The sequence below is a fragment of the Rhizobacter sp. P2_D12 genome (genome assembly GCF_056404395.1).
In genome coordinates, this window is the sequence record NZ_JBFUEB010000047.1 from 18,447 (window position 1) to 45,355 (window position 26,909).

19 protein-coding genes, 2 tRNA genes and 3 rRNA genes are annotated in these 26,909 nt (G+C 66.7%); 8 read left to right on the top strand and 16 right to left on the bottom strand.

Going from position 1 to position 26,909, the window contains the following annotated elements:
* Positions 1-16: 16 nt before the first annotated feature.
* The 6 genes from AC1DYN_RS16830 to AC1DYN_RS16855 all read right to left on the bottom strand — a co-directional run bounded on the left by AC1DYN_RS16830 (position 17) and on the right by AC1DYN_RS16855 (position 6,167).
* Positions 17-682: a hypothetical protein gene (locus tag AC1DYN_RS16830; RefSeq protein WP_477961540.1), complete on the bottom strand. Its 666-nt coding sequence runs from the start codon at positions 680-682 to the stop codon at positions 17-19.
* Between the two features lie 177 nt (positions 683-859).
* Positions 860-972: ribosomal RNA gene (gene rrf, locus AC1DYN_RS16835) — 5S ribosomal RNA — on the bottom strand.
* Positions 973-1,171: 199 nt separating this feature from the next.
* Positions 1,172-4,048 (bottom strand): 23S ribosomal RNA (locus tag AC1DYN_RS16840).
* A gap of 341 nt (positions 4,049-4,389) precedes the next feature.
* Positions 4,390-4,465: transfer RNA gene (locus AC1DYN_RS16845), tRNA-Ala, on the bottom strand.
* 9 nt (positions 4,466-4,474) lie between these two features.
* Positions 4,475-4,551 (bottom strand) — tRNA-Ile (locus AC1DYN_RS16850).
* An 85-nt stretch (positions 4,552-4,636) separates the two neighbouring features.
* Positions 4,637-6,167, bottom strand: a 16S ribosomal RNA gene (locus AC1DYN_RS16855).
* The 16S, 23S and 5S rRNA genes sit together here with 2 tRNA genes alongside, the layout of an rRNA operon.
* A 578-nt stretch (positions 6,168-6,745) precedes the next feature.
* Between AC1DYN_RS16855 and AC1DYN_RS16860 the strand changes: the two genes are divergently transcribed.
* The 4 genes from AC1DYN_RS16860 (at position 6,746) to AC1DYN_RS16875 (ending at position 10,151) form a co-directional block, all read left to right on the top strand.
* Positions 6,746-6,994 carry a hypothetical protein gene (locus tag AC1DYN_RS16860; RefSeq protein ID WP_477961542.1) on the top strand — a complete coding sequence of 83 codons (249 nt, stop codon included), beginning with the start codon at positions 6,746-6,748 and terminating at the stop codon, positions 6,992-6,994.
* Positions 6,995-7,072: 78 nt separating this feature from the next.
* Positions 7,073-8,170: a sensor histidine kinase gene (locus tag AC1DYN_RS16865; protein ID WP_477961544.1), complete on the top strand. Its 1,098-nt coding sequence runs from the start codon at positions 7,073-7,075 to the stop codon at positions 8,168-8,170.
* Positions 8,158-8,862: a LytR/AlgR family response regulator transcription factor gene (locus tag AC1DYN_RS16870; RefSeq protein WP_477961546.1), complete on the top strand. Its 705-nt coding sequence runs from the start codon at positions 8,158-8,160 to the stop codon at positions 8,860-8,862. Before AC1DYN_RS16865 ends, AC1DYN_RS16870 begins: the two co-directional genes overlap by 13 nt.
* A gap of 98 nt (positions 8,863-8,960) precedes the next feature.
* Positions 8,961-10,151, top strand: coding sequence for an acyltransferase family protein (locus AC1DYN_RS16875; RefSeq protein WP_477961548.1), 1,191 nt, complete (start codon positions 8,961-8,963; stop codon positions 10,149-10,151).
* Here AC1DYN_RS16875 and AC1DYN_RS16880 read toward each other — a convergent pair.
* The 3 genes from AC1DYN_RS16880 to AC1DYN_RS16890 all read right to left on the bottom strand — a co-directional run bounded on the left by AC1DYN_RS16880 (position 10,093) and on the right by AC1DYN_RS16890 (position 15,703).
* A complete protein-coding gene (locus tag AC1DYN_RS16880) occupies positions 10,093-10,665 on the bottom strand; it encodes a GNAT family N-acetyltransferase (RefSeq protein ID WP_477961550.1) in 573 nt (190 codons plus the stop codon). The two genes, AC1DYN_RS16875 and AC1DYN_RS16880, sit on opposite strands and share 59 nt — an antisense overlap.
* Positions 10,666-11,028: 363 nt before the next feature.
* The gene (locus AC1DYN_RS16885; RefSeq protein WP_477961552.1) at positions 11,029-12,078 is read right to left on the bottom strand and encodes a histone deacetylase family protein; all 1,050 of its coding nucleotides are present in this window, start codon (positions 12,076-12,078) and stop codon (positions 11,029-11,031) included.
* A 1-nt stretch (position 12,079) separates the two neighbouring features.
* Complete coding sequence (locus AC1DYN_RS16890) at positions 12,080-15,703, bottom strand: DEAD/DEAH box helicase (protein WP_477961554.1); 3,624 nt, start codon at positions 15,701-15,703, stop codon at positions 12,080-12,082.
* 57 nt (positions 15,704-15,760) lie between these two features.
* On the opposite strand from AC1DYN_RS16890, the gene AC1DYN_RS16895 reads away from it, so the two are divergent.
* A complete protein-coding gene (locus AC1DYN_RS16895; protein WP_477961556.1) occupies positions 15,761-16,837 on the top strand; it encodes a lipocalin-like domain-containing protein in 1,077 nt (358 codons plus the stop codon).
* On the opposite strand, the gene AC1DYN_RS16900 is transcribed toward AC1DYN_RS16895, so the two are convergent.
* The 5 genes from AC1DYN_RS16900 to AC1DYN_RS16920 all read right to left on the bottom strand — a co-directional run bounded on the left by AC1DYN_RS16900 (position 16,838) and on the right by AC1DYN_RS16920 (position 21,137).
* Positions 16,838-17,230: a hypothetical protein gene (locus AC1DYN_RS16900; protein ID WP_477961558.1), complete on the bottom strand. Its 393-nt coding sequence runs from the start codon at positions 17,228-17,230 to the stop codon at positions 16,838-16,840.
* A 134-nt stretch (positions 17,231-17,364) separates the two neighbouring features.
* Complete coding sequence (locus tag AC1DYN_RS16905; protein ID WP_477961560.1) at positions 17,365-19,158, bottom strand: ATP-binding response regulator; 1,794 nt, start codon at positions 19,156-19,158, stop codon at positions 17,365-17,367.
* Between the two features lie 99 nt (positions 19,159-19,257).
* Positions 19,258-19,980, bottom strand: coding sequence for a response regulator (locus AC1DYN_RS16910; RefSeq protein ID WP_477961562.1), 723 nt, complete (start codon positions 19,978-19,980; stop codon positions 19,258-19,260).
* Positions 19,981-20,067: 87 nt separating this feature from the next.
* Positions 20,068-20,520 (bottom strand): MaoC family dehydratase, encoded by a 453-nt coding sequence (locus tag AC1DYN_RS16915; RefSeq protein ID WP_477961564.1) that lies wholly within the window; start codon positions 20,518-20,520, stop codon positions 20,068-20,070.
* Positions 20,520-21,137, bottom strand: a complete 618-nt coding sequence (locus AC1DYN_RS16920; RefSeq protein WP_477961566.1) for a nucleotide-binding protein — start codon at positions 21,135-21,137, stop codon at positions 20,520-20,522. The genes AC1DYN_RS16915 and AC1DYN_RS16920 overlap by 1 nt, the downstream gene beginning before the upstream one ends.
* Before the next feature lie 77 nt (positions 21,138-21,214).
* Here AC1DYN_RS16920 and kefF point away from each other — a divergent pair, with 77 nt between their 5' ends.
* Both kefF and kefC read left to right on the top strand, forming a co-directional pair.
* The gene (gene kefF, locus AC1DYN_RS16925; RefSeq protein WP_477961568.1) at positions 21,215-21,850 is read left to right on the top strand and encodes a glutathione-regulated potassium-efflux system oxidoreductase KefF; all 636 of its coding nucleotides are present in this window, start codon (positions 21,215-21,217) and stop codon (positions 21,848-21,850) included.
* On the top strand, positions 21,850-23,703 hold the full coding sequence (gene kefC, locus AC1DYN_RS16930) for a glutathione-regulated potassium-efflux system protein KefC (protein WP_477961570.1): 1,854 nt from the start codon (positions 21,850-21,852) through the stop codon (positions 23,701-23,703). The genes kefF and kefC overlap by 1 nt, the downstream gene beginning before the upstream one ends.
* A 15-nt stretch (positions 23,704-23,718) precedes the next feature.
* On the opposite strand, the gene AC1DYN_RS16935 is transcribed toward kefC, so the two are convergent.
* The gene (locus AC1DYN_RS16935; protein WP_477961572.1) at positions 23,719-24,462 is read right to left on the bottom strand and encodes a sulfite exporter TauE/SafE family protein; all 744 of its coding nucleotides are present in this window, start codon (positions 24,460-24,462) and stop codon (positions 23,719-23,721) included.
* Between the two features lie 16 nt (positions 24,463-24,478).
* On the opposite strand from AC1DYN_RS16935, the gene AC1DYN_RS16940 reads away from it, so the two are divergent.
* A complete protein-coding gene (locus AC1DYN_RS16940) occupies positions 24,479-24,910 on the top strand; it encodes a DUF1841 family protein (RefSeq protein ID WP_477961574.1) in 432 nt (143 codons plus the stop codon).
* Here AC1DYN_RS16940 and AC1DYN_RS16945 read toward each other — a convergent pair.
* The gene (locus AC1DYN_RS16945) at positions 24,907-26,475 is read right to left on the bottom strand and encodes an ABC transporter substrate-binding protein (protein ID WP_477961576.1); all 1,569 of its coding nucleotides are present in this window, start codon (positions 26,473-26,475) and stop codon (positions 24,907-24,909) included. The genes AC1DYN_RS16940 and AC1DYN_RS16945 overlap by 4 nt on opposite strands.
* Positions 26,476-26,909: the final 434 nt, after the last annotated feature.

Below are 26,909 nucleotides of genomic sequence, written 5' to 3' on the forward strand. Positions count from 1 at the left end.
GCGTCCGGCGGCCGCATCAGCTCGCGGCGAAGCAGTAGAACAGGCCCGCCCCCCCGGTCGCCTTGAGGGCCTCCTGGCCGCAACCGCGCGTCGGGTGCGAGGAATTCCACGACTTGGCGGGCGGTTGCTCGTCGAGGCCAGTGCGGTCGTGGTGGCCGACGACCGCGGAGCCATCGCCGCTCAGCGTCCAGTTGCCGCAGGTCAGGTTCTTGTCGCCCGTCGCGACACGGCCGTCCGGTGTCGAGCCGGTCAGCATGTCGTGCATGTTCGGCGTGTCGCCACGGCCGTTGATCACCTCGCCCTTCTCGGTGAGGGCCGTCTGCTTCGTGAGGGCGTTGCTGCCGTGCAGCTCGTCGACGCTGTTGGCGACCACGACGCCTCGAACGTTCTTCCAGGGGCCCTTGCCGATGCGGTCGCGCGCGTTCACCGGCGCGGCGCCGCCCGATGCATCGGTGCTGAGATAGGCCCGCCATTCCTTGTCGCCGGCACCGACGGCTGTCGCGAGCACCTTGCAGTACTTGTCGGCGCCGGCCAGGCCGCCGAGGTCCGCGCCCTTGCCCGGGTTGGCGCTGGTGACGAAGAAGGTCATCGGGTTCGGCGGCATCGTGCTGCCGGCGCAGGCGACGAGCGCCGCAGCGCCGGCAAGGCATCCCAGGGCAATCCAATGGCGGGCGATGGTCATGGCGCGTCCTCGGTGAAGTTCATGGAACGCAGCAGGTTAGTGCAGGCCCGCGGGAGCGGCAATGCGGGTATTGCTTGGATGAAAGCGGGAGCGCTGTGCGTACACCGCCGCTGAAAGCATGGCCCCAAAAGCAAAACCCCCGTCACCTTGGGAGGCGACGGGGGTTGGCTATTAATAGCCTGACGATGTCCTACTTTCACACGGGAACCCGCACTATCATCGGCGCTGAGGCGTTTCACTGTCCTGTTCGGGATGGGAAGGAGTGGGACCACCTCGCTATGGTCATCAGGCTTAACTTGTTGCTGCCGAGCATCCTTTGGGGGAGTGCTTTGCAGCCAATTCGTAGAGTCGACGCTGCGTGGGGTTGAACCACGCAAGCGGAATCAGCATGTGATCTGGGATGAACTTGATTGCGTTCAGAGGTATTCGTTGGAAGAACTGCACAACGCTTGATCTCGAACAGACTTTGATGGTTTTGATCAAAGTTATAGGGTCAAGCCTCACGAGCAATTAGTACTGGTTAGCTTAACGCATTACTGCGCTTCCACACCCAGCCTATCAACGTCCTGGTCTCGAACGACTCTTCAGGGGGCTCAAGGCCCCGGCAAGACTCATCTTGAGACGAGTTTCCCGCTTAGATGCTTTCAGCGGTTATCTCTTCCGCACATAGCTACTCGGCGATGCCACTGGCGTGACAACCGATACACCAGAGGTGCGTCCACTCCGGTCCTCTCGTACTAGGAGCAGGCTCTCTCAATCTTGCAGCGCCCACGGAAGATAGGGACCAAACTGTCTCACGACGTTTTAAACCCAGCTCACGTACCTCTTTAAATGGCGAACAGCCATACCCTTGGGACCGGCTACAGCCCCAGGATGAGATGAGCCGACATCGAGGTGCCAAACACCGCCGTCGATATGAACTCTTGGGCGGTATCAGCCTGTTATCCCCAGAGTACCTTTTATCCGTTGAGCGATGGCCCTTCCATACAGAACCACCGGATCACTTTGTCCTACTTTCGTACCTGCTCGACTTGTCAGTCTCGCAGTCAAGCACGCTTATGCCAATGCACTATCAGCACGATTTCCGACCGTGCCTAGCGTACCTTCGAACTCCTCCGTTACGCTTTGGGAGGAGACCGCCCCAGTCAAACTGCCCACCATACACTGTCCCCAACCCGGATAACGGGCCAAGGTTAGAACCTCAAACACACCAGGGTGGTATTTCAACGTTGGCTCCACGACACCTAGCGGCACCGCTTCAAAGCCTCCCACCTATCCTACACAGATCTGTTCAAAGTCCAATGTAAAGCTACAGTAAAGGTTCATGGGGTCTTTCCGTCTTTCCGCGGGGAGATTGCATCATCACAAACATTTCAACTTCGCTGAGTCTCTGGAGGAGACAGTGTGGCCATCGTTACGCCATTCGTGCAGGTCGGAACTTACCCGACAAGGAATTTCGCTACCTTAGGACCGTTATAGTTACGGCCGCCGTTTACTGGGACTTCAGTCAAGAGCTTGCACCCCATCATTTAATCTTCCAGCACCGGGCAGGCGTCACACCCTATACGTCGACTTTCGTCTTTGCAGAGTGCTGTGTTTTTAATAAACAGTCGCAGCCACCGATTCTCTGCGGCCTCATTGGGCTCCCCAAGTAAATGGTTCACCTACTAAAGGCACACCTTCTTCCGAAGTTACGGTGTCAATTTGCCGAGTTCCTTCTCCAGAGTTCTCTCAAGCGCCTTAGAATACTCATCTCGCGCACCAGTGTCGGTTTGCGGTACGGTCGTATGTAGCTGGAGCTTAGTGGCTTTTCCTGGAAGCAGGGTATCACTCACTTCAGCGGCAAGCCGCCTCGTTATCACGCCTCATCTAAGCTGCCCGGATTTGCCTAGGCAGCACGACTACACGCTTGAACCGGGACATCCAACACCCGGCTGAGCTAACCTTCTCCGTCCCCACATCGCACTACATATCGGTACAGGAATATTGACCTGTTTCCCATCAGCTACGCATCTCTGCCTCGCCTTAGGGGCCGACTCACCCTACGCCGATGAACGTTGCGTAGGAAACCTTGCGCTTTCGGCGAGGGGGCTTTTCACCCCCTTTAACGCTACTCATGTCAGCATTCGCACTTCTGATACCTCCAGCAGCCTTCACAAGCCACCTTCACAGGCTTACAGAACGCTCTCCTACCACTTGCTATTGCTAGCAAATCCGCAGCTTCGGTAACTGGCTTAGCCCCGTTACATCTTCCGCGCAGGACGACTCGATCAGTGAGCTATTACGCTTTCTTTAAATGATGGCTGCTTCTAAGCCAACATCCTGACTGTTTTAGCCTTCCCACTTCGTTTCCCACTTAGCCAATTTTGGGGACCTTAGCTGGCGGTCTGGGTTGTTTCCCTCTTGTGTCCGGACGTTAGCACCCGGTGCACTGTCTCCCAAGCTGTACTCATCGGTATTCGGAGTTTGCAATGGTTTGGTAAGTCGCCATGACCCCCTAGCCATAACAGTGCTCTACCCCCGACGGTAATACTTGAGGCACTACCTAAATAGTTTTCGGAGAGAACCAGCTATTTCCAAGTTTGTTTAGCCTTTCACCCCTATCCACAGCTCATCCGCTAGTTTTGCAACACTAGTCGGTTCGGACCTCCAGCAGGTGTTACCCTACCTTCATCCTGGCCATGGATAGATCACTTGGTTTCGGGTCTACACCCAGCGACTGAACGCCCTATTCGGACTCGATTTCTCTACGGCTTCCCTATTCGGTTAACCTTGCCACTGAATGTAAGTCGCTGACCCATTATACAAAAGGTACGCCGTCACCCTTGCGGGCTCCGACTGTTTGTATGCATGCGGTTTCAGGATCTATTTCACTCCCCTCCCGGGGTTCTTTTCGCCTTTCCCTCACGGTACTAGTTCACTATCGGTCGATTACGAGTATTTAGCCTTGGAGGATGGTCCCCCCATATTCAGACAGGATTACACGTGTCCCGCCCTACTTGTCGCACGCCTAGTTCCACACCCTACATTTTTCATACGGGGCTATCACCCGCTATGGCCGGACTTTCCATTCCGTTCTGATATGCAAGATGCTAAAACGTGCAGGCTCTTCCGATTTCGCTCGCCACTACTTTCGGAATCTCGGTTGATGTCTTTTCCTCGAGCTACTGAGATGTTTCAGTTCACCCGGTTCGCCTCGCATACCTATGTATTCAGTATGCGATGACCTTACGGTCGGGTTTCCCCATTCGGAAATCTCCGGATCAAAGCTAATTTGCCAGCTCCCCGAAGCTTATCGCAGGCTATCACGTCCTTCGTCGCCTGTAATCGCCAAGGCATCCACCACATGCACTTAGTCACTTGACCCTATAACTTTGACGCCTGTGTCTTTCAACAAGCATCGATCAAGGACTGTTTGAGTATTTCGCGTTATGCCGTTCTTCAAAACTCGCTTCAATCGATTTCTCGATCAACTCAAGCTGAATATCTGTTGACGCAATCAAGTTCGTCATCGGCGGCACGGTGCAGTCCACTCGGGCCTGCTTTCCGCCGACAACGCTGATTTTCGACTCTACAAATTGTTAAAGAGCAACAGCCGATTCTTTCGAATCGCTGACGCAAACCGCCCGGCGTCATCTTTCGATGGCCAAGCGTTCTTGCGTCAGCGACGATTTCTTCTTCTCAAGAGAACGTCTTCTTCTAAGACGTGGTGGAGGATGACGGGATCGAACCGACGACCCCCTGCTTGCAAAGCAGGTGCTCTCCCAGCTGAGCTAATCCCCCGATGGAAGTTGGTGGGTCTAGTTGGGCTCGAACCAACGACCCCCGCCTTATCAAGACGGTGCTCTAACCAGCTGAGCTACAGACCCTTGTTCCGGATTGAACCGTTCTCTTGACTGTTGTCACAACAGCCGATAAGCGTGGGCGCCAGAATTGGAGCGCCATTTTTTCCAGAAAGGAGGTGATCCAGCCGCACCTTCCGATACGGCTACCTTGTTACGACTTCACCCCAGTCACGAACCCTGCCGTGGTAATCGCCCCCCTTGCGGTTAGGCTAACTACTTCTGGCAGAACCCGCTCCCATGGTGTGACGGGCGGTGTGTACAAGACCCGGGAACGTATTCACCGCGGCAAGCTGATCCGCGATTACTAGCGATTCCGACTTCACGCAGTCGAGTTGCAGACTGCGATCCGGACTACGACCGGTTTTCTGAGATTAGCTCCCCCTCGCGGGTTGGCAGCCCTCTGTACCGGCCATTGTATGACGTGTGTAGCCCTACCCATAAGGGCCATGATGACCTGACGTCATCCCCACCTTCCTCCGGTTTGTCACCGGCAGTCTCATTAGAGTGCCCTTGCGTAGCAACTAATGATAAGGGTTGCGCTCGTTGCGGGACTTAACCCAACATCTCACGACACGAGCTGACGACGGCCATGCAGCACCTGTGTCCAGGCTCTCTTTCGAGCACCAAACCATCTCTGGTAAGTTCCTGGCATGTCAAGGGTAGGTAAGGTTTTTCGCGTTGCATCGAATTAAACCACATCATCCACCGCTTGTGCGGGTCCCCGTCAATTCCTTTGAGTTTCAACCTTGCGGCCGTACTCCCCAGGCGGTCAACTTCACGCGTTAGCTTCGTTACTGAACAGCAAGCCGTCCAACAACCAGTTGACATCGTTTAGGGCGTGGACTACCAGGGTATCTAATCCTGTTTGCTCCCCACGCTTTCGTGCATGAGCGTCAGTACAGGYCCAGGGGATTGCCTTCGCCATCGGTGTTCCTCCGCATATCTACGCATTTCACTGCTACACGCGGAATTCCATCCCCCTCTACCGTACTCTAGCCATGCAGTCACAAATGCAGTTCCCAGGTTGAGCCCGGGGATTTCACATCTGTCTTGCATAGCCGCCTGCGCACGCTTTACGCCCAGTAATTCCGATTAACGCTTGCACCCTACGTATTACCGCGGCTGCTGGCACGTAGTTAGCCGGTGCTTATTCTTCAGGTACCGTCATTAGTCCAAAGTATTAGTTCAGACCGTTTCTTCCCTGACAAAAGCGGTTTACAACCCGAAGGCCTTCTTCCCGCACGCGGCATGGCTGGATCAGGCTTGCGCCCATTGTCCAAAATTCCCCACTGCTGCCTCCCGTAGGAGTCTGGGCCGTGTCTCAGTCCCAGTGTGGCTGGTCGTCCTCTCAGACCAGCTACAGATCGTCGCCTTGGTAGGCCTTTACCCCACCAACTAGCTAATCTGATATCGGCCGCTCCAATTGCGCGAGGTCTTGCGATCCCCCGCTTTCACCCTCAGGTCGTATGCGGTATTAATCCGGCTTTCGCCGGGCTATCCCCCACAACTGGGCACGTTCCGATATATTACTCACCCGTTCGCCACTCGCCACCAGGATTGCTCCCGTGCTGCCGTTCGACTTGCATGTGTAAGGCATGCCGCCAGCGTTCAATCTGAGCCAGGATCAAACTCTTCAGTTCGATCTTGATAATTTACTCAATGAATTGAAGTGAACTTCACTTCATGAGCGTTTAAGGTCCATGAGACCTCGAGTCTTTCGACCCTTCGGCACTCGCCTTCCAACGCCCACACTTATCGGCTGTATGTTTTTAAAGAGCTGCCGCGCCACTCGTCATTCCTGACTCGCCGCTTGCTTGCCTCGTCGCGCTTCAACTTTCGTTTTGCACTTCGTTCAGCAGAGCCTGCGACTGTAGCACGACTTTTTGCGTTTTACTCGGCGTCGGCGATTTTTTCATTTCGCTTTCTTCGAGCCTGCTCGTCATTCCTGACTTGCCGCAAATCGCTGAGTTCTCATCAGCGAAGCCCACGATTATGCATTGGTGCCAAGGGGTCGTCAATACTCTTGTCCCTGCAATTTTGTCGGGTATCTCTGAAATGCCGCGACACACCGAGAGTCCCTTCAAACCGCCGCCGGGGCTTCGCAGCCGGCATGCCATCGGCGAGAATCCGCGCCCTGCCCCCGTTGGGAGGCGCGACCGGCCGTCTGGTGGCAAACAGCGGTCGGCGTTGATAGAGCCAACATACACAAGAGACCCCGATGTACGACACGCCCTTCGTCAACAACCCCTTCGAATCCGCCATTGACCCCGGCACCGTGCTGCAACGCGTCGAGCAATCGGCCGGCATCGCCCAGCTCCAGCGCCGCGTGTTCGCGCGCGCCGACAAGCTGCGCGGCGTCGCCGCCGACCTGATGGAGCACGACGCCAAGATCGAGGCCCTGTTTGCAAACGGCGCCCGCGCCGGTGCCGCCCCCAAGAAGACAGCGAAGACCAAGGCCGAAGCCTGATCCGTCTCACCCCCGCACGGGCCCGGTTCACCCTCGAACCATGGCGCCCGGCGGACCCCGGGGCAACAATGCGGGAGCATGACGGCCCTCCCCTCTCCTTCCTCCGACAAGACCCACGACGACGCGGCTTCGATGCCGCGTCTCGCTTTCGCCGTCGCCTGGGCGTTGTTCTGGGTGCTGATGATGACCATCGGCGTGCAGGATCACCTGCGCCAGGGCGGCACCGGCCCCTGGAAGCCGCTGCTGTGGGAAGGCAGCTCGATGCTGGCGGCCAGCCTGGTGGTCTGGCTCCAATGGCAGCGCGCCGGCCGGCTCGATGCCCTGCTGGCCCGGCCGTGGCGCTGGTTCGCCGCGAGCCTCGGGTGGCTGCCGCTCGCCGCACCCTGCTTCGTCGCGGCGGTGTATGCCCTGCGCCATGCCGTCTACGCCGCGCTCGGCCAGCCCTATGTGCACGACCCGTGGCCGGTGGTGTTCCGCTACGAGGTGCTGAAGTTCTCGATGTTCTACCTGCTGTTCGCCGCGGTCTTCTTCGGGCTGCGCTCGCATGCGGCGCTGGCCGCCGCGCGGCTGCGGCTCGAACGCGAGCAGCGCCTCGCGCAAAGCGCGCAGCTGCTGCAGCTGGCCCAGCAGATCGAGCCGCATTTCCTGTTCAACGCGCTCAACACGATCGCCTCGACGATCCACACCGACCCGGCGCTGGCCGACACGCTGCTGATGCGCCTGGCCGCGCTGCTGCGCGCCGCCACCGACCTGGCGCGACGCCCCGAGACCACGCTGGCCGACGAGCTGGGCCTGCTCGAGGCCTATGCGTCCATCATGCGCGAGCGTTTCGCCGAACGCGTGGACATCGCCTTCGACGTCGACCCAGGCGCCCGTGACTGCAAGGTGCCGTCGCTGCTGCTGCAGCCGCTGCTGGAGAACGCGTTCCGCCATGGCGTCGAGCGCCGCCTCGCCACCACCCACATCGTCGTGCGCACGCGCCGCACCGGCGAACGCCTGTGCCTGGAGGTGCAGGACGACGCCGGCGAGCTGCCCGACGCGCCCGCGTGGGGCGTGGGCCTCGGCAACCTGCAGCAGCGCCTGTCGACCCGTCACGGCGAGCGCGCGTCTCTGACGTTGCAGGCGCGCGACGGCGGCGGCGTGCTGGCCCGCATCGAGCTGCCATGCGAGTGCTGATCGTCGACGACGAGACCCCGGCGCGCGAACGCCTGCGCCGCCTGCTGCTCGCGTTCGACGACGTCGACGTGGTCGGCCAGGCGCGCGACGGCGACGAAGCGCTGGCCGCCGTCGCCACGCTGGCGCCGGATGCGCTGTTCCTCGACGTGCAGATGCCGGGCGCGAACGGCATCGACGTCGCCGCGTCCTTGCCCGAACCACCCCCCGCCATCGTCTTCGTCACCGCGCACGGCCACTATGCGGTGCAGGCCTTCGATGCCGCAGCCGTCGACTACCTGCTCAAGCCGGTCGAACCGCAACGCCTGGGCCAGGCGCTGCAGCGGCTGCGCGATCGCCTGGGCGCGGCACGGCCACCGCTGCAGCCGGCGCAGCTGCTGGTCGCCGACCGCGGCCGCACGCACGTGGTCGCGGTGGCCGACATCCTGTGGCTCGAGGCCGCCGACAACTACGTGATCCTGCACACGCCCGAGCGTTCGCCGCTGCTGCGCCGCACCTTGTCGGGCCTGCTGGACGACCTGGGCGCCGGCTTCGTGCGAACGCACCGCGGCGCCGCGGTGGCGCTGGCGCACGTGGTGCAGCTCGAACCGCTCGGCAAGGGCGACGCGCGCATCACGCTGCACGGCGGGCAAGCCGCGCCCTGCAGCCGCCAGTACCGCGACGCGCTGGTGTCGCGCCTGGCCGCGCCGCGCTGATCCGCTTCGCCACCTGCCGGGGGCGCTTCGTCCCGCCGCGCTGTCCGACGGCCCGCGTGCGGCCTAGCCTTGTCGCATCCACCTGCGGAGACCTTGCCATGCCGGACCCCGTCGCCCTGCCCGCCCGCCAGTACGCCCTCGACTGGCTGCGCATCGCCGCGTTCGCGCTGCTGGTCCCGTACCACGTCGGCATGTACTACGTGAGCTGGGGCTGGCACATCAAGAGCCCGCAGCTCCACACCGCGCTGGAGCCGTGGATGATGCTCAGCTCGCCCTGGCGCATGGACCTGCTGTTCATCGTCTCCGGCGCTGCCACGGCACTGATGCTGGGTGGCGGCCAGGCGCCGCCGCTCGGCTGGCTGCGCCGGCGCAGCGCGCGCCTGCTGCTGCCCTTGCTGTTCGGCATGCTGGTGATCGTGCCGCCGCAGTCCTGGCTGGAGGTGCAGCGCCGCTTCGGCTACACCGGCAGCTACCTCGACTTCATCCCGCTCTACCTGCGCGGCGGCAGCGGCTTCTGCGATGCGGCACAGGGCTGCCTGGTGCTGCCGACCTGGAACCACCTGTGGTACCTGCCCTACCTGTTCACGTACACGCTGCTGCTGTGGGCGGCACTGCGGCTGTGGCCGGGCCTGCTGCCTGCCATCGCGCGCCGGGCGGCAACCGCACTGGCCGGCCCGCGCCTGCTGTGGCTGCCGCTCGCGCTGCTGTTCGCGTGGCGGCTGCTGATGGCGCGTCGCTTCCCGGCCACGCACGCCCTGGTCGACGACGCGTTCATGCACGGCCAGTACCTGGCGATGTTCTTGTTCGGCGCCACCCTGGCGCAGGCCGGCAGCCTCGCGCAGGACGCGCAGCGCTGGCGTTGGTGGGCCCTGCTGTCGGCCGCGGCCGGTTGGCTCGCGCTGCAAGCGCTGCTGCCGTCGGCGGCCGGCCTGCCGTGGCTGCGCGGCCTCGCGTTCACGGTGCTGCAATGGGGCGCCCTGGTCGCGTCCATCGGCTTCGCCCACCGGCACTGGAACGTCGATCACCCGTGGCGGCAGACGCTCGCCGAGGCGGTGTTCCCGCTCTACCTGCTGCACCAGACGCTGATCATCCTGCTGGCGCACGCGCTGCGGCCCTGGGCGCTGCCGTTCGAGGTGGAGGCGCCGCTGCTGGTCGCCGCGACCTTCGCGCTCGGCTGGATCGGCTACCGCCTCGCGCTGCGCAGCGGCCCGTTGCGCAGCGCCTTCGGGCTCAAGCCGGCAGCAGCAACTCGCGGCGCTCGCCGAACTGCCGCCATCCACCGCGCGTGAAGGCCCGGGCCATGCCGGTGTTCGACCGGTCGGTGTCCGCGATCAGGCGCGGCAGGCCGGCAGCGCGCAGCAAGGCCGTGGCGACAGCCAGCAACGCATCGACGCGCCCGCGTCCACGGTGCGCCGGCAGCACGCCGATGTAGCCGATGCTGCCGAAGTCGGCCCCCGCCACCGGCAGCACCAGGCCCACCGCGGCGCCCTGCGCATCGAAGGCGATCTGCCACCAGCCCGGGTCCACGCGCATGCTGCGCAGGTCGGCAATCAGCTCAGCCGCGTGGGCCTCGGCACCGCGCGCCGCGACGGCCTCGATGTCGATCTGGTCGCGCGATGCAGCCGCCACCTCGGCCACCATCTGCCGCAGCAGCGGCTCGTCGCCGGCGGTCACCGGGCGCAGGTTCAGGTCGCCGGTGTCGACCGCGGCACCCGGCGCCGACTCCGGCACCGCATCGAAGCGCAGCGTGTCGCGCTGCGTCCTGAAGCCCTGGCGCCAGGAAGGCCAGGCGCGCCTGGCCATGCGTCTGCCACTGCGGCGCGCGCGGCGGGTGGTCGTGGCAATGCCCCACGGTCGTCAAGCCCGCATCCACCATCGCCGAGCGTGCGCCATCCAGCAGCGCCCGCCCGAGCGCATCGGCGTCGCCACCGTCCCACGGCAGGTTCAGCAGCACGATGTCGATCGGCCGCCCGACGCGCGGCAAGGCCCAGAACGCCACCCGCCCGCAGGGCCGGCCGCCGCGCCAGGCGACGAAACACCACTCGGGTCGCGACGACCCCGACGCGAACAGCCCTTCGAGGTAGCGCGCGGTGTCGTCGACATGTTCGGCGGCGGTCTCCACCGCGGCGAACTCGTGCACGCTGCCGGCCCGCCGGATCTCGACCGTCATGCGGCGCTCCGCTCGAAACCCTCGAGCACGTTGACGGCGTTCACGCCGACCTCGGCCACCGCGTAGCCGCCCTCGAACACGAACAGCGTCGGCAGGCCGAGCCCGGCGACGTCGCGCCCGACCTGCAGGTAGTCGGCGCTGCGCAGCGCAAAGCTGGAGATCGGATCGCCCTCGAAGGTGTCGACGCCCAGCGACACCACCAGCGCCTGGGCGCCGAAGCGGCCGATCGCCTCGATGCCCGTGCCCAGCGCCGCGCGCCAGCGTGCGAAGTCGGTGCCGCGCGGCAGCGGCAGGTTCAGGTTGAAGCCCTCGCCGGCCCCGCTGCCGCGTTCGTCCGCGTGCCCCAGGTAGAACGGGTACTCGGTGCGCGGATCGCCGTGCAGCGACACCGTCAGCACGTCGGGCCGCTCGTAGAAGATACTTTGCGTGCCGTTGCCATGGTGGTAGTCGACGTCGAGCACCGCGACGCGCTCGAAGCCGCCGTCGCGCAAGGCCTGCGCTGCCAGCGCCGCGTTGTTCAGGAAGCAATAGCCGCCGAAGAAGTCCGCGCCGGCATGGTGGCCCGGCGGTCGCGTCAGCGCGAAGGCGCTGCGCGTCTCGCGCCGCAGCAGCGCCTGCGCCCCGTCCACCGCGCAGGCCGCACCGGCCCGCGCCGCCTGCCAGGTGCCGGCCACCAGCGGCGTGCCGGCATCGAACGAGAACAAGCCCATGCGCGCCGCGAAGTTGTCGGGAAGCACGTCGGCGCGGAAGCCGCGCACCGGCCACACCGACGGCAGCGCATCGACCTCGGCGTTCGCCGGATCCAGCGCCACCCAATCGGCCCAGGCATGCGACAGGAAATCGAGGTAGCGCGCACTGTGGATGCGCTGCAGCACATCCAGGGCCACCTCGCCCGGCTCGCGCAGCGCGCCCAGCGGGCGCCGCTGCAACTCGGCCAGCACGTGGTCCAGCCGGCCCGGCACCTCGTGGCAGGGCACGAGCCGGCCGCGGTACATCTCCTGGCGCCCGGCATGCAATTGATGGACCGGGTTGTGGATCGTCAGCATCTCAGTCTGTCCCTTCGTTGGCGCTGTCCTCGAGCGGCTTGAACAGGTCGTCGAAATCCTCGGCGTTCAGCGCCGCGTCGCTGGCCACGCCCTTCAGCAGCAAGTCGGCGAGGCCTGCCTTGCGCGCCTGCAGGTCGATCATCTTGTCCTCGACCGTGCCGCTGGCCAGCAGCTTGTAGACGAACACCGGCTTGTCCTGCCCGATGCGGTAGGCACGGTCCACCGCCTGCTGCTCGACCGCCGGGTTCCACCACGGGTCGTACAGGATCACGGTGTCGGCGGCCGTCAGGTTCAGCCCCACGCCGCCGGCCTTCAGGCTGATCAGGAACAGCGGCACCGTGCCCTGCTGGAACTGCGCCACCAGGCCGGCCCGGTCGTCGGTCTCGCCGGTCAGCAGCAGGTAGGGCAGCTTCAGGCGCTGCAGCTCGGGCTCGATCAGCGCCAGCATCTCGGTGAACTGCGAGAACAGCAGCACGCGCCGCCCGTCCTCCACCAGCGTGGGCAGCAGGTCGAGCAGCAGCTCCAGCTTGGCCGACGGCGCGTGCTTGCCACCGGGCGGCGCGTCGCTCTTCAGCAGGCGCGGGTCGCAGCACACCTGGCGCAGCTTCAGCAGCGCATCCAGCACCATGATCTGGCTGCGCGCAAGGCCCTGCTTCTGGATCGCGTCGCGCAGCTTCTCGTCCATGGTCGCGCGCACGGTCTCGTACAGGTCGGCCTGCGCGCCCGCCAGCTCGACGCGCAGCAGCGTTTCGGTCTTCTCGGGCAGCTCCTGCGCCACCTGCTGCTTGGTGCGGCGCAGGATGAACGGCCGCACGCGGCGCGCCAGGTGCTCGGCCTGGAGCTGGTCCTGGCGCTTCTCGATCGGCTGGCGGTAGCGCTCGCGGAACTGCATCTCGCTGCCCAGCAGGCCCGGGCACACGAAATCCATCAGGCTCCACAGCTCGCCCAGGTGGTTCTCGAGCGGCGTGCCGCTCAGGCACAGCCGGTGCTCCGCGCGCAGGCCCTTCAGCGCAAGCGCGGCCTGGCTGCGGCTGTTCTTGATGCGCTGGGCTTCGTCGAGCACGACGTAGTGCCAGTCCTGCGCCGTCAGCACGTCGATGTCGCGCACCGCCAGCGGGTAGCTGGTGATCACCAGGTTCGCCTGCGCGATGCGCTCGAAGTGCTGCATGCGCCGCGCGCCGTGCAGCACCAGCGTCTTCAGCTGCGGCGTGAAGCGGTGCGCCTCGGCATGCCAGTTCTCGACCAGGCTGGTCGGCACGACCACCAGCGACGGGCGCTCCAGCCGGCCCGCGTCGAGCTCGTTCTGCAGCAGCGTCAGCGTCTGCAGCGTCTTGCCCAGGCCCATGTCGTCGGCCAGCACGCCGCCCAGGCGCGCGCGGCGCAGGAAATCCATCCACGCCAGCCCGTCGAGCTGGTAGTGGCGCAGCGTCGCCTGCACCCGCGGCGACGGCGCCACCGGCGGCAGCCCGCTGCCGGTGCGCAGCGCGCGCAGCTCGTGGATCAGCGCATCGAGGCTGGGCGGCGCCTTCACCTTCGCGCCGTTGGCCAGCGCGTCGAGGGTGCCGAGGTCGAAGCGCGACAGCTGCAGCACCGCCTCCGACGGCTTCAGCGTGACCTTCTCGAACACGCTGCGCAGCCAGTCGAGCAGCGGCGCCAGGCGCTGCACCGGCACGCGCAGCAGGCGCTGGCGCGCCGGGGCGCCCAGCGGTTGCGGCGACGAGCCGTCGTCCGGCCACGGCACCAGCACCTCGCCGCTGCCGGCGCGCAGCGCACTGTCCACCTTCAGCCAGCCGCCCTGCACCAGGCCCACCAGCAGCGGCACCAGGTTGACCGGCTGGCCTTCCACCGACACCTTGAGGCCGAGGCGGAACCAGTCGCTGCCGGGCTCTTCGTGCAGGTCGACGGTCCAGTCGTCGGCCTCGTGCAGCTCGTACGGGAAGTCGTCGTCGACCTCGACCTGCCAGCCCAGCTCCTTCAGGGCCGGGATGTGCTGCGTCAGCAGCTGCGGCCACTGGTCGCGCTGCTGCGGCACGAAGACCATCGGCCGGCCTTCGAGGTTGACGCCGTAGCCGGCGCTGAGCAGCCGGCCCGAGCCGAAGCTGGACTGGCGCTGCATCGCCGCGCCGGCCGCGAGGCTCCAGGGGCGCAGGTGCAGGCGCTCGGCCATCGCACGCACCGCGTCGGCCTCGGCATCGGCCTGGCGCTCGAAGCGCGTCAGCTGGCTGGCGTGGGAGCCGGCGCCGCGCGTCGYATCGAGGAAGGTGGTGTCGGCGCCGCCGGACGGCAGGTGGTAGTCGACCGGCACCATGCCCGGCACGCGGTAGCGCAGCAGCAGCTGCACCGAGGCCTGGCGCGGCGCGTGGTCGCTGACCAGCGGGCGGTTGCCGCGCGTGCCGAAGCGCTGGTGCAGCATCGCCTCGGACGCCGCGTCGACGCAGGTGCCCAGCCGCAGCACCGGCACCAGCGGCAGCACGCCCAGGTCGCGCAGCGCGCGCACCTGCTCGTCGGGCAGCGGGAGCTCGATGCCGCGCGCGCTGGCCAGGCCTTGCAGCCGCTCGGTGAACTGCGGCAGCAGCTCGGCCGGCACGGGCGGCATGCGTGTCAGCCAGTCGAGCAGTTGCGTGCTGGGCGGCACGCCTTGCAGCGCCGCAGGGCGGATCGCCAGGCCGCTCGCGTCGATGGCGCGCGGCTCGGGCAGCAGCACCAGGCGCACGGTTTCGTCGGCCGGGCCGCGCCACTGGGTGTGCCAGTCGCCGTCCTCGTCGGCCAGCCAGTGCAGCGACACCGGCAGCGGCGTGTCGATGCTTTCGGCGGCGGGGCCGGGCGGGTGCGGCAGCTCGTCGAGCGCCGGCGGCACGATCCAGGTGCGGCCGCTGCCCAGCATCAGCTCCAGCAGGGCGAGCGCGCCCGGGCCGCGCAGCGGTATCGCGCCGGTGGTCAGCTGCGCACCCAGCATCGGCAGGATGGCCGAGAAGATGTCCTGGTCGGCCGGCGTGACGTAGGCCGGGCGGTTGCGCAGCATGTCGATCACGCTGGGCGAGTGCGGGCGGTGCGAGCCGAGTTCGCCGGTGCGGCGCAGGCTGCCGAGGTGCAGCGCCAGGAACAGGCCGCTGCCGCGCGCGCGCAGCACGTACATCAGCGTGCGCTGCGGGGCGGTCGCGGGGGCGGCGGGTTCGGCCGGCGGTCCGGTCGGGATGTCGGTCAGCTCGGCCAGCCACGAGCGCACCGGGCGCGGCAGGTCTTCGGCCGGCGCGGTGGTGCTGGCCGGGCGCACCACCGGCGCGGTGTCGAGCCGGCGCGGCGGCGCGAGGCCGGGGTTCTTGCGCATGCGCAGTTCCAGCGCCTCGAAGGCCATCAGCGCGGCGGCCACGTGCTTGCAGTTCATGCCGACCGGGCACGAGCAGACGCCGCGCACCTGCAGGCCCAGCCGGCGGTCGACCGGCAGCTCGATGCGCTGCTCGTAGACGTGGGCGCCGCTGCCGCGCATGCGCGTGAGCAGCGCCGGGCCGTCGACCTGCATCGCCTGCAGCGACTGTTCGGGGTTGAGCGCCATCGCCCGCGTCAGCGTCACGCGGTCGAACTGCTGGCCGAAGTCGAACTCGGGCGGAATGGAAAATTCGGTCATGGGCTGCGGGGCATTGTCGTTCAGGCCGCGACAGGCTTCCATGCGATGCTCGCGGCCATGCACAGACGCGTTTTCATCGCCGCGGCGGGGGCCGGCGCGGCGTGGCCGGCGCTGGCGGCCACGCCCTCGATGGTGCGGCCTCGGCCGCTGGTCTTCCCGGCCGATTTCGGCGCGCACCCGGCGACGCGCACCGAGTGGTGGTATGTCACCGGGTCGCTGCGCGCGGGCGACCGGCTGTTCGGCTTCCAGGTCACGTTCTTCCGATCGGCCACCGGGCTGGCGGCATCGGACAGCCGCTTCGCGGCCCGGCAGCTGGTGTTCGGGCATGCGGCGCTGAGCGACGTGGCGGGCGGGCGGCTGCGACACGACCAGCGGCTGGCGCGGGCGGGGTTCGGCATTGCCGAGGCGGCCGAGGGCGACACGCTCGTCTCGCTGCGCGACTGGTCGATGCGGCGCGACGGCCCGGCCGATGCGGGCCGCTACACCGCCCATGTGCGCAGCGACAACGCCGGTTTCATGCTCGACCTCGCGTTCGCCACCACGCAGCCGGTGCTGCTGCAAGGCGAGGCCGGCTACTCCCGCAAGGGGCCGCAGCCCGGAAACGCCAGCTTCTACTACAGCCAGCCGCAGCTTCGTGCCATCGGCACGCTGACGCTGGACGGCCGCGCGATGCCGGTGCAAGGCCGGGCCTGGCTGGACCAGGAGTGGGGCGACCTGATGCTCGATCCGCAGGCGGTCGGCTGGGACTGGATCGGGATGAACCTCGACGATGGCAGCGCGCTGATGGCGTTCCGGCATCGCCGGGCCGACGGGTCCACGCTGTACGCGGGCGGCAGTTTCCGCGCGGCCGGAGGAGCCGTGCGCAGCTTCGCCTCCGATGAAGTGCGCTTTGTGCCGGGCAGGACATGGACCAGCCCCGCTTCACGTACCCGGTACCCCGTCGAATGGGCCGTCGAGACGCCGACGGGACGGTATCGCGTCAAGGCCCTGTTCGACAGCCAGGAACTGGACAGCCGCGCCAGCACCGGGTCGTTCTACTGGGAGGGGCTCAGCGAACTGCTGACCGAGCCTGGTCAGCACGCCGGGCTCGGCTACCTGGAGATGACAGGCTATGCGGCGCCGATGGTGCTGTAGTCAGCGAGCGACGCGGCCACGTTCCCACTGTTCGACCATCYCCCCCATGTCCTTCGGTGCGCCCATCTTCTGCCTCTCGGCCGCCCGGCGGTCTTCGGCCGCTCCAAACGATGCGAGGTCTTTCTCATACTCCTGCATCTCGACCTCGTAGCGTGTGTGCAGATCTTTGGCCATCTGCACGACGTTCGGATCAATGCCGGCCGGGATCTCGCTCTCGGCACCGGGTGCTTGTTGAAGCTTCGGGGCCTCTCTCATCGGCCGCAACTCGGCGCTGCGCTGGCGGAACTGCTTGACGGTGCTGGCCAGCGAAGCGGCCATCTTGTTCCGGCCCGTCTTGGTCAAGCAGCGAGTAACGGACTGGGTGAAGGTGTGCAGACGCGACAGGTTCGGCATGACTGGTCCTTGAAGGGAGTTGCAATGGCATCCATCCCACCAAACCACGGCAACCGCCCATGGCAGCAGGAATGCGCGATTGGTAACCCGCCCGGCAAGGCAGTTCCACGCCCGGACAATTGGCCCGGATCGCCTCAGCCCCCCCGCACCCCCAGCTTGAAGCTGATCATCGCCCGCAGCTTGTTCGGCACCACCGGCTTGACCAGCAGGTGGAAGTTGTGCGCCTGGGCTTCCAGCTCGTGGTTGCTCATCGTGCTGCCGCTCACCATGATGGCCGGCACGCCCGGCCCGAAGCGCTGGCGCAGCGCCTGGATGGCCTCCAGCCCGGTGTGCCCCTGCTCCAGCCGGTAGTCGACGATCAGCAGGTCGGGCGGCTCCTGCCCCGCCTCGTCGCTTTGCGCCCAGGCCCGGCTCGCCGCCACCGTCTCGAAGCTGCGCACGCTCGCGCCCCAGCCCTTCAGCAACACCTCCAGCCCGTCGCGCACCGCCGGTTCGTCCTCGACGATCACGATGCGGCGGCGGTCCAGCGTCAGCCCGATCGGCGCCTTGCCGCTCAGCGCCGGCGCCACCGCGCGCGGCGCCTTGCCCGGCGGCAGCTCGAGCGAGAACACCGTGCCGCGCCCCGGCTGCGAGCGCAGCGACAGCGGCGCCTCCATCAGCCCGGCCAGCCGCTTGACGATCGCCAGCCCCAACCCCAGCCCCTTGCGCTGGTGCGGCGCCAGCGCCTCGCCCTGCGGCACCTGGTAGAACTCTTCGAAGATGCGTTCCTGCTCGCGCTCGCGGATGCCCACGCCGGTGTCCCACACCTGCAGCAGCAGCCGGCCGTTTCGCTTGCGGCAGCTCACCAGCACCGTGCCGTCCTGCGTGTAGCGGATCGCGTTCGACACCAGGTTGCGCAGGATGCGCTCCACCAGCACCGGGTCGGCGAACGCGTTGTTCGCCCCGCCCCGAAAGCGCAGCCCCAGCCCCTTCTCGAACGCCGTCGGCTCGAAATGCAGCCGCAGCCGCCCGAACAGCGCGCCGACGTTGAAATGCTCGGCCTGCGTCTCGACGCCGCCGGTGTCGATCTTGGTGATGTCGAGCAGCTCCGAGAACAGGCCTTCCAGCGCATCCACCGAGCCGTTGATGCTGTTGACCAGGTGGATCACCTCCTCGTCATGGCTGCGCTGCCGCAAGGCCTCGGCGAACAGGCCCATCGCGTGCAACGGCTGCCGCAGGTCGTGGCTGGCCGCCGCGAAGAACTGCGTCTTCGCGCGGTTCGCCACCTCGGCCTGCTGGCGCGCCGCATCGGCCGCCGCCTTCTCGGCGCGCAGCTGCGCGCCCAGCTCGTCGGCGCGCAGCTTCAGCTTCAGCAGGTTCTCGTAGTTGAGCCGGTAGTCGCTGGCCAGCAGCGTCGTCATGGCGAAGATCGTCAGCAGCACGCCCGCCAGCACCAGGTCGTCGAAGCTGCCCGGCAGGCCGACCCGCAGCACGGTGGGCGTGAAGCACAGCAGCGCGAAGGTGTTGTAGACCTTGCGCATCGGCGCGAGGATCGGCATGCCGGCCACGCAGAAGCTGTACACCGTCAGCAGCAGGCCGATGCGCTCGGTGGTGCCGCCATGGCCGTAGAAGACCCAGGCCGCCGCGCCCCAGACGATGCCGGAGCCCATCGTCGCGCCCACCCACACGCGAAACCACGGCGCGACCTGCGCTGCCGTCGTGACCCGGTTGCCGCGGAACGCCACCAGGGCCCACACCCTGAACAGCCACAGCGACCAGAACAGCAGCATCCAGCCCCCCAGCACCACGCGCGGAGCGCGGTCCCAGAACAGCAGCGCCATCACCGAGGCGCCGGCCGCATTGCCGGCCAGCGTGGTCGGCACGTACGAATACAGCCCCTGGATGCGTTCGACTTCGGTCAGCTCGCGCGGGGATACCGGCTCCGACATGTCAGCGCTCCAGCCCGGCGGCAGCCGCGGAGCCGGCCTGGCCGGGCCGCTGGCTGCGCCCCCTCGAGGGGGAGGCGCCGAAGGCGCTTCGGGGGTGGGTCATTTCCTCCAGGCCGAGAAGCCGCCGTGCGCCTGCGTCATCTGGCTCACCGCCAGCACCGCCTGGGTGCGCGAGTTGACGTTCAGCGCCCGCAGCACCGCGGCCACGTGGTCCTTCACGGTCTCGACCGACAGGCCCAGCTCGCGCGCGATCAGCTTGTTCGGATTGCCTTGCAGCAGCAGCGCCAGCACGTCGGTCTGGCGCGGCGTGAGGCCGAGCGACGCGAGCGACGGATGCTGCTGGAAGCCGCCCGCCTGCGCCGCCTCGCCGATCGCGTTGAGGGCGCCGGGCACCGGGTCGCCCTCGGCGCGGTCGCGCGGGCGCTCGTTGCCGATGCTGATCGGCGGCACGTAGATGCCGCCCGACATCACCATGCGCAGCGCATCGAACAGGGTCTCGTTGGAGGCGCGCTTGGGCACGAAGCCCATCGCACCCAGGTCGATCGAGCGGATCACGTCGCTCGCGCGGTCGGAGGCCGACACCACCACCACCGGCAGCGCCGGGTAGGTGGCACGAAATTCCACCAGCAGGTCGAAGCCGTCGGCATCGCCCAGGTGCAGGTCGAGCAGCACCAGGTCGAAGTCGTTGTCGGCCGCCAGCGTCTCGCGCGCGGCGCGGGCACTGCCGGCACCGACCACGCTGACGTGGTCGCCCAGGCCCTGGATCACGGTCTGCAAGGCGGACAGGATCAACGGATGGTCATCAACCAGCAACACCTTCATCGTCTTCCTCTGCGCCTGGATGCAAAGCGGGCATCCTAGCCGAGCCCCCTGCCGCCACCGCCCCCCCTGAAGAGGGTGAAATGGGCTTCAAACGTATCGCCGTGTCAGCGATTCGGCCACGCACACCGGCTTGGCCGAGCCTTCGCGCTCGATCGTGACCTCGATCGTCAGCTGCGCGCCGCCGTCCAGCGGCTCCCAGGCCAGCAGCTTGAAGCTGCCGCGCAGCCGGCTGTCCACCGGCACCGGCGACGGGAAGCGCACCCGGTTCAACCCGTAGTTGACGCCCATGCGGGTGTCGCCCACCTCGAAGGCCGACGCGAACATCTCGGGCAGCAGGCTCAGCGTCAGGAAGCCATGCGCGATCGTGGTGCCGAACGGCCCCGCCGCGGCACGCACCGGGTCGACGTGGATCCACTGGTGGTCGCCGGTGGCCTCGGCGAAGCGGTCGATGCGGCGCTGGTCGACGCCGATCCAGTCGCTCAGGCCAATGGCCTGGCCCACCAGGGCCTGCAGGTCGGCAAGGTGCTCGAAGCGGCGCATCAGGCACTCAGCCACTGGAGCAGCGGCTGCCATTGTTCGAGGTCGCGCTCGACGCGGCTGGGCGCCACGTCCCACAGCGTCAGGCCGCGCGCGGCCAGGTGCACGTAGTTCTGCGTGTCGCGCAGGAAGCCCACCAGCGGCACCTGCAGCGTCTCGAGGAAGCTGCGCAGCTGGTCGGCCGAGATGGTGCCTTCGCGCACCCGCATGCCGACGATCGCGACCTGCACCTTGTCGCCGCGCCGCCGCGCCAGCAGCTCGCGCACGAAGGCGTGCGTGGCATGGATGTCGAAGATGCTCGGCTGCAGCGGCACCAGCACCTTGTCGGCCAGCTTCATCACCTCGTCGAGGCGCTTGCCGTGCAGGCCGGCCGGCGTGTCGAGCACCGCGTGCGTCRTGCCCTTGGGCGGGCGGACGATCTCGTCGTGCGCCAGCTCCCAGCCGGCGATGGGCGGCAGGTGGGCAGGCCGCAGCGACAGCCAGGTGCGGGTCGACTGCTGCCGGTCCACGTCGCCCAGCATCACCGCGTGGCCGGCCTGGGCCAGGTACCCTGCGATGTTGGTGGACAAGGTGCTCTTCCCGACCCCGCCCTTCGGATTGGCCACCACGATCACTGGCATGCAATGCTCCTGACGATCCTTGTTTGCGGTTATGTTAACGAACACTATCGCCGTTGGGCTACCAATACTTACCCGCCATGAATCCCTCGGAAGTCCTTGTCCTCACCGCCCATCCGCAGATGGAGCAATCGCGCGTCAATCGCACGCTGATGAAGGCCGCCAAGAAGGCCGGCCAGGCCACGGTGCGCGACCTGTACCGCCTCTACCCCGACTACCTGATCGACATCGAGGCCGAGCGCGCGCTGCTGCTGCAGGCGAAACTGATCGTCTGGCAGCACCCGATCCACTGGTACAGCATGCCGCCGCTGATGAAGCTGTGGGTCGACGAGGTGCTGGGTTTCGGCTGGGCCTACGGGCCGGACGGCCATGCGCTGCGCGGCAAGGACCTGTGGCTGGTCTCGTCCACCGGCGGCCCCGATGACTCGTACCGCCCCGACAGCTACAACCGGTATCACTTCGACGCCTTCATGCCCCCCTACGAACAGACCGCCGCACTGTGCGGCATGCGTTTCCTGCCGCCGCTGGTGCTGCACGGTGCCCACCGCGTCGGCGCGGCCGACCTGCAGGCGCACGTCGACACCTTCGTCAAGCACCTGGGCACCTACCCGAACTGGCCCGAGATCGAAGGGATGGAGGACTGCATCGACTGCGAGGTGCCCGAATCCGCCCGGCCGGCCGAGGGGCTCGAAGCCTCCGTGGCGGAGAACGCCTGATGGAGCACGGCAGCTGGTTGACGGGCGGGCTGGTGTACCTGGCGGCGGCGGTGATCGCGGTGCCGGTGGCGAAGAAGCTGGGGCTGGGGGCCATCATCGGCTACCTGGCCGCGGGCATCCTGATCGGCCCCTGGGGCCTGCGCTTCGTGACCGACCCGCAGGACATGCTGCACTTCGCCGAGTTCGGCGTGGTGCTGATGCTGTTCCTGGTGGGGCTCGAACTCGAGCCGAAGCGGCTGTGGTCGCTGCGCAAGCCGATCTTCGGCTGGGGCAGCGTGCAGCTGTTCGGCTCGGCAGCGCTGCTGATGGGCGGCGCGGTGCTGGCCGGCGTGCCGTGGCAGCTGGCACTGGTGGGCGGGCTGGGCCTGGCGATGTCGTCGACGGCGATCGGGCTGGGCGTGCTGGCCGAGCGCAACCTGATGAACACCACCTCGGGGCAGAGCCTGCTGAGCGTCGCGCTGCTGCAGGACATCGCGGCCATCCCGATCCTCGCGCTGGTGCCGCTGCTGGTCGAGATGGCGCCGGGCGATGCCCAGGCGCACGGCAGCGTGTGGCTGGGCGCCGCGAAGGCGCTGGGCGTGGTCGCGATCATCGTGCTGGGCGGGCGGCTGCTGCTGCGCCCGACGCTGCGCTGGATCGCCGGCAGCGCGACGCCCGAGATCTTCACCGCCGCCTCGCTGCTGCTGGTGGTGGCGACGGCGGCGCTGATGCAGACGGTGGGGCTGTCGATGGCGCTGGGCGCCTTCCTGGCCGGCGTGCTGCTGGCGGAAAGCGAATACCGGCGCGAGCTCGAGACCGACATCGAGCCGTTCAAGGGCCTGCTGCTCGGGCTGTTCTTCATCGCGGTGGGCATGAGCATCGACTTCTCGGTCGTGCTGCAGCGGCCGCTGCTGATCGCGCTGCTGGTGGCGGGTTTCCTGGCGGTGAAGGCGGCGGTGCTGTGGGCGATGGGCCGGGGCATGCCCCTGCCGAAAGCCGAGCGGCCGGTCTTCATCATCCTGCTGGCACAGGGCGGCGAGTTCGGCTTCGTGGTGTTCCAGACCGCGGCGCAGGCCGGCGTGATCGATGCGCCGACCTCGTCGCTGCTGGTCGCGGTGGTGGCCTTGTCGATGCTGCTGACGCCCTTGCTGCTGGTGGCGGCCGACCGCTGGTGGACGCCGACGCTGGCGGGGCAGAAGCGCAGCGACATCCCCGAGATCAACGAGCAGCAGGACGCCTCGGTGATCATCGCCGGCTTCGGCCGCTACGGGCAGATCGTCGGCCGCATGATGTTCGCCAACGGCCTGACGCCGACGGTGCTGGAGCACGACGCCGAGGCACTGGAGGCGCTGCGCCGCTTCGGCTGGCCGGTGTTCTATGGCGATGCGACGCGGCTCGACCTGCTGCGCACCGCCGGCGCGGCGACGGCCAAGGTGCTGGTGCTGGCGATCGACGACGTGGAGCAGAGCGTCGAGGTGGCCACGCTGGTGCGCGAGAACTTCCCGCAGCTGACCATCGTGGCGCGGGCGCGCAACGTGCGGCACTACTACCGGCTGCGCGAGCTGGGCGTCACGCTGATCGAACGCGAGACGCTGGATTCGGCGCTGATGAGCGCGCGCAGCACGCTGGAGCTGCTGGGCTGGCAACCGCACCAGGCGCGCAACCTGGCGCTGCGCTTCCGGCGCCACAGCATCGACCAGCTGGAGGCGATGCGCCCGCACGCGCGCGACCAGGAGCGCCTGATCGCGGTGGCCAAGGAAGGCCGGCAGCAGCTGGAGACGCTGTTCGCACAGGAGCGGGCGGCCGCGCTGGACCGCAAGCAGCGCGCCGGCTGGGGCGGTGCACCGGAGAAGCCCGACGAGGAGTCTGCGTAGGTTCCATGTCGCGCGTCACTTGAGCGCGTCGTAGAGCAATTTCGCGCCGGTGAGGAACATGCCCGCATACACCAGCCGATAGAACAGCGTCGGCTCGATGCGCCGCGCCAGCCGGATCCCGACCCACACGCCGATCGGTGCGAACGGGATCAGCACCAGCGACGTCCCGAGGTTGTGCATGTCGATCAGCCCGAGAAAGGCGTACGGGATCCATTTCGACAAGTTCACGACCGCGAAGAAGGTGGCCATGGTCGCGGTGAAGATCATCGGCGGCAGGCGCAGCGGCAACACATAGGCGCTCACCGGCGGTGCGCCGGCGTGGGCGACGAAGCTGGTGAAGCCCGAGGCGATCCCCAGCCCGAAGCCCAGCCAGCGCGGCGGCGGTGGCGAATCGGCGCGTGGCGGGAACAGCAGGCGCTGCGCGAGGAACAGCAGCGTCAGCGCGCCGACGATGCCGGCCACCGTCTTGGGCGCCAGCAGCCCGAACGACAGCGTGCCGAGCAAGGTCCCCAGCAATCCCGCCGGCAGCAGCAGGCGGATCAGGTCCTTGTCACGCTGCTGGAACAGCGCCTTCACGCCGACGGCGTCCATCACCAGCAACAGCGGCAGCATGATTGCCGCGGCCTGCGGCACGGGGATCGACAAGGCCATCAGCGGCGTCGCGAGCGAGCCGAAGCCGGCCCCGAAGCCGCTCTTGGACAAACCCATCAACAGCACGGCGGGAATGGCAGCCGCATAGAACCAGGGGTCGGTGATCATCGGCGAGAATTCTCGGATGTTTGCCCCGACCCAGCACGACGTCCGGAAATTCTTTTGCGAGAGCTACCGCAAGCTGCGGGGCGGCCTGCCGTTGACGCCGATGGAGACAGTGGCCGCCGACTGGATCGCCGAGCACCCGGAGTACCACGCCGACCTGGCCGACGAGGCGGCGGCGCTGGCCAAGGTCTACGAGGTGGAGGACGGGCGCACCAACCCGTTCCTGCATTTGTCGATGCACCTGTCGATCACCGAGCAGGTCAGCATCGACCAGCCGACCGGCATCAAGCAGGCCTATGCGCTGCTGGCCGCGAAGCGCGGTTCGGCGCACGAGGCGCAGCACGAGGTGATGGAGTGCCTGGGCGAGATGATCTGGGCGTCGCAGCGCAGCGGGTTGCCGCCGGACGGGCAGAAGTACATCGACTGCGTGCGGCGGCGGGCGACGCGTTAGTTGATCTTCACCCAGCGCCACTCGAGCCAGTTGTCGGCCCGGTGCACGACGTCGACGTTGGTCCGCGCTGCCCACGGGATCACCTGGCGGTGCAGCGGGATGTTCAGCACCTGCTCGTTGTGTTCCTTCAGCGCCGCCTTGATCAGCTGCTCGCGCTTCTTCGGGTCGGCTTCCTTGCTCGACGCCGCAGCCAGTTCATCGAGCTTCGCGTCCTTCGTGCCGCCGAAGTTCCAGGCCCCCACGCCGCCCTCGCCGCGGCTGCGCAGCACCGGCGTCAGCGTCACCTCGGCATCGGTGATCGAGCCGCCCCAGCCCAGCATGAACATCGAGGTGTCGAACTTCTGCACCTTCGGGAAGTAGGTGGCGCGCGGCATCGCGTTGACGCGGATCTTCACGTTCAGCTTCGCCCACATCGCCGCCAGCGTCTGGCAGATCTCTTCGTCGTTGATGTAGCGGTTGTTCGGGCAATCCAGCGTCACGTCGAAGCCCTGCGCGTAGCCGGCGTCCGCCATCAGCTTCTTCGCGGCCTCCAGGTCGTACGGCAGCCGCTTCTCGATCTCCGGGTCGTTGTAGGCCCCGAGCGGTGACGACGTGATGCCGCCGGTGGGCACCGCCTGGCCGCGCATCAGCTTGGTGCGGATGGTCTCGATGTCGACCGCCTGGTACAAGGCGCGGCGCACGCGCTGGTCCTTGAACGGGTTCTTGCCCTTCACGCTGCCGTACAGCAGCTCGTCGCGGCTCTGGTCCATGCCGATGAACACGATGCGGTTCTCCGGCCCGTCGATCACCTTCACCTGCGGCGTGTTGCGCAGCCGCGCCACGTCCTGCGGGGCCGGGTCGAGCACGAAGTCGATCTCGCCCGACAGCAGCGCCGCCACCCGCGTCGGGTCGCTCTTGATCGGCGTGTACACCACCTCCTGCACGTTGCCGTCGAACTTGCCCCACCAGGCGGGGTTGCGCTTGTAGACGGTCTTCACGTCCGGCGCGCGCGACACCAGCACGAAGGGCCCGGTGCCGTTGGCGTTGAACGACGCGTAGCTCTCTTCCTTGTTCTTGAAGTCCAGCGGCTTGGTGACCTTGTTCTTCTCGCACCACGCCTTGCTCATGATCTGCACCAGCGTCGCGTGCTGCAGGAAGATCGGGTTCACCGAGGGCAGGTTGAATTCCACCGTCAGCGCGTCGATCTTCTTCGGCTCGCCCAGCGCGTTCGCATAGGCCTTGATGTCCGACGTGCCTTCGCGCGCGCGCTGCACCGAGAACACCACGTCGTCGGCGGTGAACGGCGTGCCGTCGTGGAACTTCACGTTCGGCCGCAGCTTCATGCGCCATTGCGTCGGCGCGGTCTGCTGCCATTCGGTGGCCAGCACCGGCTCGATGCCCAGCTGCTTGTCGCGGTTGACCAGCGTCTCGTAGACCTGGCCGTTGATCGCATTCGTCAGCAGTTCGTTCTGCGAGTGCGGGTCCATCGTCTGGGCGTCGCCTTGCGAGGACCAGCGCAGGGTTTGGGCGTGTGCGCCGACGGACAGCGCGGCGCCCAGGCACAGCATCGGAATCCAGCGTTTCATGGAACGGATCTCCCGGTGGGGTGGCTTGGAAGGCCGCAGTCTACTCACTGCGTGAGGCTGCTGCCGGGTCTCGCCCCGGCGGGCGAGTCACTTTCATTTGCGGCCCAAATGAAAGTAACCAAAGCAAAGGGCCTCAACCCGAACACCATGCAGTTCGTTCTGCACGCTTCGGCCACAAGCGGCCTTTACACGGCCGTTCTGGCTCGAGCCTTCATCTCGATTGTTGGATCTTCTTCTCCACCCGACTCGCTTCGCATCGTCGGGAGCCCGCCGCTACGCGGCAAAGTGAGGGACGAACCCCGGATTGGCATCCGGACTACGAACACTGGGTAGCCCGGATGCCAATCCGGGAATCGTTCCTCACTTCGTTGAGACGAGGCGCAGCGAGTCGGGTGGAGAAGAAGATCCAACAATCGAGATGCGGGTCAGATCTC